Source organism: Streptomyces sp. NPDC104814 (assembly GCF_055583185.1).
Map to the genome: position 1 here is coordinate 163260 of NZ_JBVJOL010000011.1, position 12818 is coordinate 176077.

Annotated in this window: 11 protein-coding genes; 7 read left to right on the forward strand and 4 right to left on the reverse strand. The window is 74.5% G+C overall.

Annotated features, from left to right (window positions below):
- Positions 1 to 29: 29 nt before the first annotated feature.
- Positions 30 to 3152, forward strand: a complete 3123-nt coding sequence (locus ACZ64A_RS30755; RefSeq protein WP_469815029.1) for an ATP-binding protein — start codon at positions 30 to 32, stop codon at positions 3150 to 3152.
- Between the two features lie 55 nt (positions 3153 to 3207).
- Here the strand turns inward: ACZ64A_RS30755 and ACZ64A_RS30760 are convergent, their stop codons facing one another.
- The 3 genes from ACZ64A_RS30760 to ACZ64A_RS30770 form a co-directional block, all read right to left on the reverse strand.
- Positions 3208 to 3996: an ABC transporter permease gene (locus tag ACZ64A_RS30760; RefSeq protein WP_469815030.1), complete on the reverse strand. Its 789-nt coding sequence runs from the start codon at positions 3994 to 3996 to the stop codon at positions 3208 to 3210.
- On the reverse strand, positions 3993 to 4952 hold the full coding sequence (locus ACZ64A_RS30765) for an ATP-binding cassette domain-containing protein (protein ID WP_469815031.1): 960 nt from the start codon (positions 4950 to 4952) through the stop codon (positions 3993 to 3995). Before ACZ64A_RS30765 ends, ACZ64A_RS30760 begins: the two co-directional genes overlap by 4 nt.
- 115 nt (positions 4953 to 5067) lie before the next feature.
- A complete protein-coding gene (locus ACZ64A_RS30770; RefSeq protein ID WP_469815032.1) occupies positions 5068 to 5664 on the reverse strand; it encodes a helix-turn-helix domain-containing protein in 597 nt (198 codons plus the stop codon).
- Between the two features lie 113 nt (positions 5665 to 5777).
- On the opposite strand from ACZ64A_RS30770, the gene ACZ64A_RS30775 reads away from it, so the two are divergent.
- From ACZ64A_RS30775 to ACZ64A_RS30785, 3 genes are all read left to right on the forward strand, one after another.
- Positions 5778 to 6614 (forward strand): EamA family transporter, encoded by an 837-nt coding sequence (locus ACZ64A_RS30775; RefSeq protein WP_469815033.1) that lies wholly within the window; start codon positions 5778 to 5780, stop codon positions 6612 to 6614.
- Between the two features lie 83 nt (positions 6615 to 6697).
- Positions 6698 to 7405, forward strand: a complete 708-nt coding sequence (locus ACZ64A_RS30780; protein ID WP_469815035.1) for a B3/B4 domain-containing protein — start codon at positions 6698 to 6700, stop codon at positions 7403 to 7405.
- A gap of 122 nt (positions 7406 to 7527) precedes the next feature.
- Positions 7528 to 8754 (forward strand): serine/threonine-protein kinase, encoded by a 1227-nt coding sequence (locus tag ACZ64A_RS30785; RefSeq protein ID WP_469815037.1) that lies wholly within the window; start codon positions 7528 to 7530, stop codon positions 8752 to 8754.
- A gap of 76 nt (positions 8755 to 8830) precedes the next feature.
- Here the strand turns inward: ACZ64A_RS30785 and ACZ64A_RS30790 are convergent, their stop codons facing one another.
- Complete coding sequence (locus tag ACZ64A_RS30790) at positions 8831 to 11104, reverse strand: peptidoglycan recognition protein family protein (protein ID WP_469815136.1); 2274 nt, start codon at positions 11102 to 11104, stop codon at positions 8831 to 8833.
- A gap of 297 nt (positions 11105 to 11401) precedes the next feature.
- Here ACZ64A_RS30790 and ACZ64A_RS30795 point away from each other — a divergent pair, with 297 nt between their 5' ends.
- Genes ACZ64A_RS30795 through ACZ64A_RS30805 form a run of 3 tightly spaced genes read left to right on the forward strand, consistent with a single transcriptional unit; the run spans position 11402 to position 12808 of the window.
- Positions 11402 to 11767, forward strand: coding sequence for a sortase-dependent protein (locus ACZ64A_RS30795; protein WP_469815038.1), 366 nt, complete (start codon positions 11402 to 11404; stop codon positions 11765 to 11767).
- Positions 11764 to 12339 (forward strand): class F sortase, encoded by a 576-nt coding sequence (locus ACZ64A_RS30800; RefSeq protein WP_469815040.1) that lies wholly within the window; start codon positions 11764 to 11766, stop codon positions 12337 to 12339. The genes ACZ64A_RS30795 and ACZ64A_RS30800 overlap by 4 nt, the downstream gene beginning before the upstream one ends.
- The gene (locus tag ACZ64A_RS30805) at positions 12329 to 12808 is read left to right on the forward strand and encodes an RNA polymerase sigma factor (RefSeq protein ID WP_469815041.1); all 480 of its coding nucleotides are present in this window, start codon (positions 12329 to 12331) and stop codon (positions 12806 to 12808) included. The genes ACZ64A_RS30800 and ACZ64A_RS30805 overlap by 11 nt, the downstream gene beginning before the upstream one ends.
- Positions 12809 to 12818: the final 10 nt, after the last annotated feature.

The following is a 12818-nucleotide window of genomic DNA, read 5'->3' on the forward strand; positions in this document are numbered from 1 at the left end:
CGCGGCCGCTCACTGACTACTCTGCAGGCGTGACCACCGAGTTGACGCTCCTGTCCACCGTCGCCTTCCGGGGGCGGGAGATCACCGCGCCCCGGCTGCGCGGTCTGCTCGCCCTCCTGGCCGGCGATCTGCGCGCCGGGTGCAGCACCGGCCGGCTGGTGGAGGGGCTGTGGCCCGACGAGCTGCCCGAACGGCCCGCGAAGGCCGTCCAGGTCCTCGTGTCCCGGCTGCGTGCGCAGCTCGGCGCCGACCTGGTGGTGAGCACCCCGACCGGATACCGGCTGGCGCTGGAGGAGTCCCGCGTCGACGCCTGCGCGCTGTCCCGGCACGCCGAGGCGAGCGCCGGACGCGCCCGCGCCGGGGACCACGCGGCCGCGCTGGCGCAGGCCGAGGCGGGACTCGCGCTGTGGGACGGCGGCGTGGACGCCGCGGCCGGCGAGGACCTGCACGACCCGGTGGCCGCCCTGCGCACCGGCCTTCTGCCCGCGCACCGCTCGCTGGTGCGCTCCCGCGCGCTCGCCCTGGCCCGCCTGGAGCGCCGCCAGGAGGCCCTCGCACCGCTCCTCGACCTCGCCCGCGACCTTCCCCGCGACGAGGAGGTGCTGGCGGAGCTGCTGCGCTGCGAGGCCGCCACCGCCGGCCGGGCCGCGGCGCTCACCCGGTACGACGGCTACCGGCGCGCCCTGCGCGAGGAGCTGGGCACCGACCCGGGCCGCGGCGTGACCGCCGTGTACCAGGAGCTACTCGCCTCGGGCGCCGCGCCGGTCCGCCACGGCGTGCCGCACGAGCCGAACCCGCTGCTCGGCCGGGACGCCGACGTGGCCGCCGTGGGGCGGCTGCTGCGCGAGGCGCGGGTCGTCACCGTCGTCGGCCCCGGCGGGCTGGGCAAGACCCGGCTGTCCCACGCGGTGAGCCGGGCCGCCGAGCAGGCCGTCGTGCACTTCGTGCCGCTCGCCGGTGTCGTCGCCGACGACGACGTCGCCGCCGAGGTCGCCGCGGCCGTGGGCGCCGGTGCCGGCCGGGCGTTCGCCGGCGGCGCCGACGAGACCGGCGCCATCCTCGGCGCCCTGGGCGGCGGCCCGGCGCTGCTGGTGCTGGACAACTGCGAGCAGGTGCTCGGCGGTGTCGCCGACCTGGTGCAGGCGCTGATAACCCGCTCCGGACGGCTGCGGGTGCTCGCCACCAGCCGGGCCCCGCTGGGACTGACCTCGGAATCCGTGTACGCCCTGCCGGAGCTGGCACTGAACACGTCCGTGGAGCTGTTCGTCCAGCGGGCGCGGGCCGTACGGCCCGGCGCGGAGCTGCCCGCCGACGAGGTCACCGAGATCTGCCGGCATCTCGACGGGCTGCCGCTCGCCGTCGAACTCGCCGCGGCCCGGGTGCGGGTGCTGTCCGTGGCCGACATCAACCGGCGGCTGCGGGACCGCTTCCGGCTGCTGCGCGGAGGCGCCCGCGACGCACCCGAACGCCACCGCACGCTCCAGGCCGTCGTCGAGTGGAGCTGGCAGCTGCTGGAGGAGGACGGCCGGGCCGCGCTGCGGGCCCTGTCGGTGTTCCCCGGCGGCTTCGCCGAGGACGCCGCCCAGCACGTGCTCGGCGACCACGTGGACGCGCTGACCGTGCTGGAACAGCTCGCCGGCCAGTCCCTGGTCAAGGTCGGGGACGGCCCGCCCGGGGTGCGCTTCCACATGCTGGAGACACTGCGGGAGTTCAGCGCCGCCCGGCGCGCGGAGGCGGGCGAGGAAGAGCAGGTGACGGACCGTTTCCTCGGCTGGGCGCGGGAGTTCGGCCGCGAACGTCACGACGCCCTGTTCAGCGGCAGACCGGTGGGCGACCTGGTGCGGGTGCGCGCCGAGCAGGACAACCTGGTCCTGGCGCTGCGGTACGCGCTGGCCCGCGGCGACGGCCCGGCCACCGCCGCCCTCACCGCCGTACTGGCCTCCCTGTGGGCCATCGACACCCACTACACCCGGCTCGCCGCGCTCGCCGCCGACACCGCGGGCCCGCTGTCGCACTTCCGGCCCGGCCCCGACGACGTCGAGACGACCCGCAGCGCCGCCGCGGTCATCACGGGCGCCCTGTTCATGGGCCACGGCCCGCACGCCCTGCGTCAGTTGGTCGTCCTGCGCCGGCTGCCGCCCGCGCCGCCGGACACACTGCTGCGGGCGCTGGCCCAGGTCCTGTGCGACGTACCGGAGATACGGCCGCCGCACTACGCACGGCTGCAGGAGCTGTGCGACGCCGCCGAGCCGCTGCTCGCCGGGGTCGCCGCGTGCATCGCCAGCTATGTGTGGGAGGCCGAGCACGACGCCGAGCGGGCGCTGCATCACGCCCGGCGCCTCCTGGACGCCCTCGGACCGCTCGGCAACCCGGCCATGCGGCTGCTCGGCCACGGGCGGGTCAGCGAACTGTGCCTGCAGTCCGAGCGGGGCACCGAGGCGTACGAGCATCTGCGGGCCGCGCTCGGCGCGCTCGAGGAGTACGGCGACTGGTCGGACTCGATCGGCGTGTACTGGGGGCTGGTGCTGGCCTGTCTGCAGCGCGGGGATGTCGACGAGGCGGAGTACTGGCTGGGACTGACCTCCCTGGACCGGCAGTCGGAGACCGCCCGCGTCTTCGCACCCGATCTGCCGGCCCGCGCCGAGATCGCGCTGGCCCGGGGCCTGACCGAGGTCGGGCTCGGGCTGTGGCGCCGGGCGGTGGAACAGGTGCGGGAGGACGGCCGGCGCCACGCCGGTGACCCGTTCGTGGACCCGTGGTCCCTCCAGGTGCAGTCGGCGGCGCTGGCCGCGCACGCGCAGCACGGCCGGCTGGAGCCGGTGGCCGCGCTCGCCGGGCAACTGCGGGAGCGGCTGCTGGGCATGCTGACCGCCGCGCCGAGGGGCACCGCGCCGGTGGAACTGCCGGTGTACGGAACGGTGTTGCTGGCGCTCGGGCACGCCGGTCTGGCGGCGGGCGAGACGGCGGCGGTCCGGCTGGTGGCGCTGGCGGAACGGATGCCGGTGATCCGGGACCTGCCGACGCTGTCCTCCGCGCGCGCCGACGCGGCCGCCGAGAAAGCCGACAGGGCGGCGTACACCGACGCGAGGTCGCGGTACGCCGCCCTGGGGCGGGAGGACTTGCGGGTCCAGGCGCTGCGGGAGCTTGCTTGACGCGCGGGCGGACGCGGGGTGCGTGGTCCATCGGTGGGCGCCGGCGGTCCGCAGGTCAGCGCCGCGGCTCACGGTTGAACGACGCCTTGGACCACAGGTGGCCCAGCACGGTGAGGGCCACGCACCAGCCAAGGGCCAGCACCGCGTTCTTCGTGCCGATGCCGGTGCCGAGCAGCAGGCCGCGCAGGGTCTCGATGATCGGGGAGAAGGGCTGGTACTCGGCGAACCAGCGGAAGCCGGCCGGCATCGCGTCCACCGGTACGAACGCGCTGGACAGCAGCGGCAGCATGGTCAGCGGCATGCCGAGGTTGCTGGCCCCCTCGGCGTTGGGGCTGACCAGGCCGATGCCGACCGCGATCCAGGTCAGGGCGAGGCTGACCAGGGCCATCAGGCCGATCGCCGCGAGCCACTCCACCGGGCTCGCGTCGGGGCGGAAGCCGATGGCCACGCCGAGGCCGAGGATCACCGCCAGCGCCAGCAGGGTCTGGATGACGCTGCCGATCACATGGCCGGTCAGCACGGAGGCGCGGGAGATGGCCATGGTGCGGAACCTGGCGATGATGCCCTCGGTCATGTCGGTGGCCACGGACACCGCGGTGCCGAGCGAGGTCATGCCGACGGTCATCAGCAGGATGCCGGGGACGAGATAGGCGACGTACTCGGCGCGGTCCGCGTGGCCGCCGGCGAGGCCGGCGCTCATCACGTTGCCGAAGACGTACACGAACAGCAGCAGCAGCATCACCGGGGTGAGCAGCAGGTTCAGGGTGAGGGAGGGGTAGCGGCGGGCGTGCAGGAGGCTGCGGCGCAGCATGGTGACGTTGTCGCGGACGGCGGTGCTCGTCATCGGACGGTCTCCTTCTCGGAGGATGCGGGGGCGGTGAGGGCGAAGAACACGTCGTCCAGGTCGGGGGTGTGCACGGACAGTTCGTCGGCCTGGACGCCGGCGCCGTCCAGCCAGTCGAGGATGGCGCGCAGTTCGCGCTGGCTGCCGTCGCTGGGGATCTGCAGGGTGAGGGACTCGTCGTCGCGCTGGGCCTCGCGCAGGGCGGTGGCGGCGCGCTCGTAGGTCTGCGGGTCGGCGAAGCGCAGGCGTACGTGGCCGCCGGGCACGAGGCGCTTGAGCTGCTCGGCGCTGCCTTCGGCGACGATCCGGCCGCCGTCGAGGACCGCGATGCGGTCGGCGAGCTGGTCGGCCTCCTGGAGGTACTGCGTGGTGAGGAAGACCGTCGTGCCGTCGGAGACCAGTTCGCGCACGATCTGCCACATGGTGTGGCGGGAGCGCGGGTCGAGGCCGGTGGTGGGTTCGTCGAGGAAGATGATCCGCGGGCTGCCGACCAGGGTCATGGCGATGTCGAGGCGGCGCTTCATGCCGCCGGAGTAGGTGGAGGCGGGCTTCCCGGCGGCCTCGGTGAGGTCGAACCGCTCCAGCAGTTCCGCGGCGACCCGCCGGCCCTCCTTGCGGGGCAGGTGGTGGAGGTCGGCCATCAGGAGCATGTTCTCCTCGCCGGTGATCAGCCCGTCCACGGCGGAGAACTGGCCGGTGACCCCGATGGCGGCCCGCACCGCCTGCGCCTCGGCGGCCAGGTCGTGCCCGCCGATGCGGGCCTGGCCGGCGTCGGCGGAGATGAGGGTGGACAGGATGCTGACCACCGTGGTCTTGCCGGCCCCGTTCGGGCCGAGCAGGGAGAAGACGGTGCCCGCGGGCACCTCGATGTCCACACCGTCGAGGACGGTCTTGTCCCCGTAGGCCTTGCGCAGTCCCCTGGCCGCGATGGCCGGCTCGTACTCGCTCGTCGTCATGCCCCGTAGCGTGCGGGGGCCGGCATTCAGGACGGCTTCAGCGCGGTTTCAGCGTCCGGGGCCGGGAGGCGGGGGCTGAAACCGGGGCCGGCCGCAAAGGGCGAGGCGGTCGCCGTCAGCGGGCCGGGAGCCGTGGGTCGGCGGGGCCCGGCGGGAGGTGGACCGTCATGATCAGGTGGCAGGGCCCGGTGCCCGCGCCGCGGTAGGTGTGGGACGTGTCGCCGTCGAAGGTGGCGGTCTGGCCCGACTCGACGACGTGCTCGGTGCCGTCGACGACCAGGGTCATACGGCCGGAGGTGACGCTGACCGTCTCCACGACCCCGGCCTGGTGCGGATGGCTCGGGTACTCCTCGCCCGGCTCCAGCCGCCAGCGCCACACCTCCACCGGCGCCGCTCCCGACGTCGTCAGCATCAGCCGGGCCTCGCCGCCGTGCTCGCCGGTCCACAGCGGGGCGACGGCACCGGCGTCCACCACGCGCACCCGGCCCTGGGGCGGGCCCTGCATCAGCGCGGACACCGAGATGCCGAGGGTGTCGGCGAGCCGGACCAGGGTGGCCAGATTGGGGTTGCCCTGCGCCTTCTCCAGCGCCACCAGGGCGCCCTTGCTGACCTGCGCGCGCCGGCTCAGCTCGTCCAGGGACAGTCCCGCTCGGGCGCGGGCCGCCTTGACGTTGTGGGCGACCGTCCGCAGGGCGGCGGCTGTCTCGGCCACGGATCACCATCCTCGCTGGACCACTTCGATGGACCGCCCGGTCGTTTGGTTGACACACGACGGTCGTTTCGTTGTACGGTGCGGTCGTTCTGTTAAATGGTAAGGGATGTGCTGTGCTCGCTCTGCTGCTGGCCCTGGGCAGCTCACTCGCCTACGGCTGCGCCGACTTCCTCGGCGGCCTCGGCGCCCGCAAGGCCCACGTGCTGCGGACGGTGCTGGTCGCCGCCCCCGCCAGCCTCGCGGTCGAACTGCTGCTGTGGCCCGTGCTCGGCGCCGCCTTCTCGCCCTCGGCCCTCGGCTGGGGTGCCGCCTCCGGAGTCGCCTCGGCCGCCGCGTTCGCCCTGCTCTACCAGACCCTCGCGATCGGCCCGATGAACGTGCTGTCACCGGTGACCGCCCTGGTCTCCGCGGCGCTGCCGGTCGCCGTCGGACTGGCCCAGGGCGAACACCTCGGCGCCGCCGGCCTGATCGGCCTGCCGCTCGCCCTGGTGGCGGTGGTCCTGGTCAGCGCCGGGCACGGCGCGGGCGCGGCCCGCCCCTCCCGTACGGCGCTGACGCTGGCCTTCGGCGCGGGCGCCGCCATCGCCCTGCAACTGGTCTTCCTGCACCAGGCGCCGTCCGGCAGCGGCGTGGCCCCGCTGATCGTCGGCCGGGCCGTGTCCTCGGCCGTCACCCTGGCCGCGGCGGCCGTGCTGCGCCGCAGGCTGGGCCCGGAGCGGCCCGCGTACGCGCTGTCGGCGGCCGCGGGCGTCCTGGACTCGCTGGCCAATCTGCTGTTCCTGCTCGCCGCCCGCAGCGGTGACCTCACCGTCGTCGCCGTGATCACCGCGCTCTACCCGGCCGGCACGGTCCTGCTCGCCCGCGGTGTGCTCGCCGAACGCGTCCACCGCGGCCAGCTCGTCGGCCTCGGCACCGCCGCCGTCGCCGTCGGCCTGCTCGCCCTGACCTGACCGAAGCGGCCCGTCCCGCGAGCCGGCTCCGCCCGGGAACACGGCCGCCGCCACTGCCCCGCCCAGGAAACGGAAAGAACCGCATGCCCGCCTTCCGTATCGCCCCCGCCGTCGCCGACGCCTTCCCCGGCACCCTCGTCGCCCTGGTCACCGCCACCGGTCTGCGCGGCCACGAGCCCTGGCCGCACACCGCCACCGCCCTCACCGAGCTGGAGCAACAGCTCGCCCACGGCACCTGGCGCCCCGCCGACGAGAGCGACCCCCGTATCGAGGCCTGGCACACCGCCTACCGTTCCTTCGGCACCAACCCGCGCCGCGTCCGCCCCAGCGTCGACGCCCTCGGCCGCCGCCTGGCCAAGAAGGGCACCCTGCCCCGGATCAACCCGGCCGTCGACTCCTACAACGCCGTCTCCGTACGCCACGGTCTGCCGGCCGGAGCCTTCGACCTGGACCAGGTCAGCGGTGACGTCACCATCCGCCCCGCGGACGGCACCGAGACCTTCACCCCGCTCGGCGAACCCGGCACCACCGAACACCCCGCGCCCGGCGAGATCGTCTACGCCGACGCGGCCGGCGTCCTGACCCGCCACTGGAACCACCGTGACGCCCACCGCACCCGGGTCACCGAGGACTCCACCCACGTCGCCTTCCTCCTGGAGACCGTCCGGGCCGACCGCGACGGCGACCTCGTGAAGGTCGCGGCCGACGAACTCCTCGGCCTGCTCGCGCCGCACGCCGCACGGGTCGGCGTGACCTACCTCGACCCCGCCGGCCCCGAGGCCACCGCCTGAATCCCACGGGGCAGTTGGGACCGGACGGTCCGTACGCCAGTACGCTGTGCTCGCTGCGGCCTCCCCCCACTGCTCCCGCCGGCTCCGGCGGTGCGCACGGCCCGCGGCGGTCACGTCGAATCGTGCGAGACGAGGATGAGTCACAGGTGCTGATAGCGGGCCGGTACCGGCTGCTCGAACCCATCGGGCGGGGCGCGATGGGAGAGGTCTGGCGCGGGCACGACGAGATGCTCGCCAGACCCGTCGCGGTCAAACTCCTGCTGGAGCAGGCGAGTTCGGACACCACCGCCGCCGCCCGGTTCCGGCTGGAGGCGCAGACCGCGGGAGCGCTGAACCATCCGCACGTGGTCGGCGTGCTGGACTTCGGGCAGCACGAGGAGCGGCTGTTCCTCGTCATGGAACTGGTGGAGGGCCACAGCCTCGCCCGCCTCAGCCGGCAGAGCGCCGAGCGGGTCGCCCGCATCGCCGCGCAGGCCGCCGCCGGTCTCGCCGCCGCACATCAGCAGGGCATCGTGCACCGCGACATCAAGCCCGCCAACCTGCTCCTCGACCCCCACGGCACCGTCAAGATCGGCGACTTCGGCATCGCCCGCTTCCTCGACGACCCCGGCGCGGCCCTCACCGCGACCGGGCAGATCGTCGGCACCGGTCTCTACCTCGCGCCGGAACGCGCCCTCGGCCGGCCCGCCGGACCGCCGTCCGACGTGTACGCGCTGGGCTGTGTGCTGTACCAACTCCTCACCGGGCGGCCCCCGTTCCAGGCCGACACCGCCCTCGGCGTGCTGCACCAGCACCTGGACGCCGCCCCGGTCCCGCCCCGCGACCTCGGCGTCAGCCTGCCTCCCGCCTTCGAGGACTTCCTGCTCGACCTGCTCGCCAAGGAGCCCGAGGACCGGCCCAGCGCCCAGGCGATCGCCGACTGGTTCGCCGGCGGCGCCTGGCACGGGCGCGCCGAGCCGCTGCCGCCCAGCCGGGAGCCGGCCGCCCCCGTACCGCCGCCCGCGGCGACCGCCGCCGTGGCCACCTACCGACTCCCGGCCCGCGAGCAGCACCGCCGCCCGGCCAGGACCCGCGGACTCGGCGGCACCGGGAAGAAGGTGGCCGCCACGCTCGCCGGCGTCCTGCTCTTCGTCGGCGCGCTGCTGGCCGGCATGACCTGGTTCGCGCCCGACCGCAGCTCCGCCGAGACCCCGCAGACCCCGGTGACCGGTACGCCCGCCCCGGGCGGGCCGCAGTCACCGGCCCCGCAGGCCACTGGGCCGGCGGCCGCCACCGTCACGGACGGCGAGCCGCAGCAGCAGTCGCAGGGCAGGCACCACAAGAAGAAGCACTCCGAGGACGACGGCTGAGACAACGGCTGAGAGACGGCCGAGACGACGAAGGAGGGCCCCGGACGGGGCCCTCCTCGCATGAGTCAGGACGGCGTCACTTCAGGTAGACGAGCCCGTCGGTGGTGACGGTCGGCCGGCCGCTGGTGCCCACGACCACGATCCTGACGGTGTGCTTGGCGCTCGCGGACCACGTCTTCGTCCAGATCGCCTGCCGGTACAGCGTGGTGGCGGACTTCAGATCCACGGTCGCGGTCTTCACCCCGTCCACGTACACGTACGCCTGGCCCGAGGTGGAGGCCCGGGAGACCACCCAGGCGGCGGACCGCCCGGTGAAGGTCCAGGTCAGGCTCGCTCCGGTGGAGGAGCTGGAGTACGAGGCGCCACCGAGGTAACTGCTGCCGGAGCGGGCGGACCAGCTGCCGGACTTCACGGCCGAGCTCTCCTGGAGGATCACCGGGGTGAAGGCGGCCGACGCGGTACGGGTGTTGCCGGCCCAGTCGGCGGCCCGCAGCGACCAGGTGGCGGCCGTACCGGACGCGGCGGTGCGGGCGGCGCTGTAGGTGGTCGGACCGTACGTCGCCGTACCGGGCGAGAGCAGGCTCACCGAGCGCAGGGCGGCGTTGTCGGCGGCCTTCCAGCCGAGCGTGACCGGGACGGCCGTGGTGTTCACGGTGCCGGTGCGCAGGGACAGCGCCGGGTTGGTGGTGAAGGTGGGGGCGGTCGTCTCGGCGACGACGTTCACCGACGCGGTCGTGGCGGTCCTGCCGGACTGGTGCACGGCCCGCACGGCGACGGTGTGGCTGCCGAGGGCGAGCGTGGTGCTCGCGGCGGACGCGGTGCCGGCGACCGAGGTCACGGCCTTGCCGTCGACGAGCAGATCGAAGCCCTTGACCAGTGAACGCGGCGTGGTGGCCGACCAGTTCACGGTGACGGCGCCCTTGGTGTAGTACGTCGAGCCGGACAGGCTCGCCCCGCCGGCCACCGAGGTGACCTTCAGCCCCTGCACGGGACCGGCCGCCCACGCCCGGACCGTCGGCAGCTGCGCGTACAGCGAGCTGCCCGGGCACTGGGTGTTGTAGCCGTCGCGGTGACCGGAGACGCGCTGGAAGGTGTACTTCGTCCCGGCCGTGTAGCCGCTGCCGAAGTAGTTGGTCTGCGTGGCGCCCGAGGTCAGCTGGACCGTGCCCGCCGGGTCGGCGCCGTACTGCCCGAGCTTCCAGGCCGCGACCCGGGCGACGGCCTCCAGCGCGGCGTTGCTCGCGGCGGTGGTGCTGTACTGGCCGAGCACCGCGATGCCCGCGGACTCCCGGTTCCAGCCGTAGGTGTGCGCGCCGAGCACCGGCAGGTCGACGCCGCCCTTGCGGCCCTCGAAGACGGTGCCGCACTTGTCGACGAGGAAGTTGTAGCCGATGTCGTTCCAGCCGTTGACCTGCGTGTGGTACGCGTAGATGCCGCGCACGATCGACGCCGAGTCGGTGCACGCGTAGGTGTTGTCACCGTCGGTGTGGTGCACGAAGACGGCCTTGACGTCGGCGTTGTACTCCGACGGATCGGGGCTCAGCGACTCGTCGGCGCCCCACGCGGCCCGCGAGGTGATCGGCGGCCGCGGCACGGTGGACGGCGGCGCGGTGGGCGGGGGCGGGGTGGTGGCCGTCGGCGAGGGGGACACGGAGTCCGTCGGCGACGGGGAGTCCGTGGGCGAGGCGGAATCGGTGGCCGAGGCGGAATCCGTGGGCGACGGCGAGTCGGTCACCGGAGCCGGCGCGGTGTCCGTCGGGGAGGCGGAGTCGGTCGCGGAGGCGGAGTCCGTCGGGGAGGCGGAGTCGGCCGGCGTCGCCTCGGCCACGAACGCGGCCGGCGCGGAGGGACTCACCCGCCTCTCGGCGTCGGTGACGACGCCCGGGTCGACCAGGTTGACCTGGAGGCCCTTCGGAAGAGCGCGCGTGCTGCCGTTCCTGCGCAGCACCCGGGCCTCGACCCCGTCGGAGGGACCGACCCACCGCGGCTCGGACGCGCCGCGCTCACCCTGGCCGGGGTGCTCCAGCGGGTCGGCGTCCACGTCGAGGTTCTGCCAGTCGCTCCACTCACCGCTGACGCTGCTGTGGGTGCGCACCTGCGCGGTGCCGTGCAGCCGGACGGCCGGGCCGCTCCAGGAGACGCCGACGAGCGAGAACGCGTGGGTGTCCGTGCGCGGCAGTTCCCGCTTGTCGCCGGCGGCACCGCCGAGCGCCAGGTCGTAGACCCGCGCGGGCCGCTTCGCCCGCATCGCGGGTCCGGAGTCGTGCGAGGGGCTGGCGACGGCGTACGTCACGACGCCCCCGCCTCCCAGCACCACGGCACCGAGCGTCAGCCACGCCCGTCGTTTCAGGCTCAGCGGTCTGTACGCATGCGAAGCACGCGTCGCAGGACGACTCACGGCGTATCCCACCCCGAAGAAGGCCGCGGAACGGCGGCAGAGGAAGCGAAGTCACAGAGGGCGCACCGGTCACTCGCGTGCACCGTTCACTACAGCGCGGGGGGCTGCGCCGACATCACAGGAGGCGGCCCTTCGGTGACGCAGATCACGCCACCGGCTCCTTTGCCATCCCTTTACAACCTGCCCGGGGGCCCGGTCGTCTCCCCGCACGACCGAGCACCACCCGCCCGTCCCGAGGGAGACACACCCATGCGCCGAAGCGGCCTCACGACCCTGGCTCTCGCCTGCGCGGCCGTCCTGGCGGCCACCGCCCCCGCGTTCGCCACCGCCAGTGCGACCCCCACCCCGGTGCCCTCGACGGCACCCTCCGCGTCCCCGACCCTCCCGGCCACACCCTCCGCGTCCCCGACCCTGCCGGACGCCGCACCCACGGCGGCACCGTCGGCCGCCCCGGCCCCGGGCCAGGTCTCGGTCGTCCCGAGCGGCGCCCCGAACACCGGGGCGGTGACCCCCACCGAGTCCCACTCCGGCCTCATCGGCGGGGGAGCCGCCGCGCTGCTCGTGGCGGGCGGCGCGGGTTTCGCCGTACGGCGCCGACGGGCGACCGGAGCGTGAGCCCCCTGACCCGGCGGACGTTCGCCGGCGCGGCGGCGGCGGCACTCCTCACCGCCTGCGCCGCGCCGAAGCCCCGCCCGGCGGCACCCCGGCACAACTCCCCGCTGCCGCCCGGCACACCGGCTCCCGTCCGCCTCCTCGTCCCGGTCATCGGCGTGGACACCCCCGTCATCCAGCTGGGTCTGGCGGCCGACGGCACGGTGGAGGTGCCGCCGGTCACCGCCCACGACCGGGCGGGCTGGTACCGGTACTCACCGGTGCCGGGCCGCACCGGCCCGGCGGTCCTGCTCGGCCATGTCACCGTCGGCCGCTACGGCGACGGCGTCTTCCGCCATCTGGCCCGGCTGCGCAGCGGCGACCGCATCACCACTCGCCTGTCGGACGGCACCGGCCCGGCGTTCACGGTGAGCGCCGTACGGACCGTCGCCAAGTCGCGCTTCCCCACGGCCGACGTGTACGGCGACGTCGGCCGGCCGGTGCTGCGCCTGATCACCTGCGGAGGCCGGCGCACGGACGACGGCTACCCCGACAACGTCATCGTCTTCGCGGAGCCGGCGCACGGTGGGTCGTGACCAGGAGGCGGCCGAACTGTTCGCCGTCCTCTACCCGCGCCTCGCCGGCTGGTGCCGCCGCCTCGTCGACGACGACGGGACGGCCCACGAGATCGCCTCGGAGGCGTTCACCCGGCTGTGGGCCCGCTGGACGAAGGTGGAAGAACCCCGCGGCTTCCTCTACGTCACCGCGGCCAACCTCGTGCGCGACCACTGGCGCAAACAGGAACGCGAACGCAGGGCGATCCGCCGGGCCGGTGCGGAGGTGCCCGCGCACACGGAACAGGCGGACCCCTCCGTCCGCCTCCTGGTGCAGTCCCTGCCCCGGCGGTTGCGCGTCCCGATCCTGCTGCACTATTACGCCGACATGCCGATCCGGGAGGTGTCGGTGCTGACCGGACGCAAGGAAGGAACCGTCAAGGCCGACCTGCACGCGGCCCGCGAACTGCTCCGCGTCCACCTGAGGAGAAGCCTTGACCACTCGCTTTGACGACGGCGAC

Coding starts and splice junctions, on each gene's coding strand:
- ACZ64A_RS30760 (WP_469815030.1), bottom strand. CDS start 3,996: ATGACGAGCACCGCCGTCCGCGACAACGTCACCATGCTGCGCCGCAGC.
- ACZ64A_RS30765 (WP_469815031.1), bottom strand. CDS start 4,952: ATGACGACGAGCGAGTACGAGCCGGCCATCGCGGCCAGGGGACTGCGC.
- ACZ64A_RS30780 (WP_469815035.1), top strand. CDS start 6,698: ATGCCCGCCTTCCGTATCGCCCCCGCCGTCGCCGACGCCTTCCCCGGC.
- ACZ64A_RS30795 (WP_469815038.1), top strand. CDS start 11,402: ATGCGCCGAAGCGGCCTCACGACCCTGGCTCTCGCCTGCGCGGCCGTC.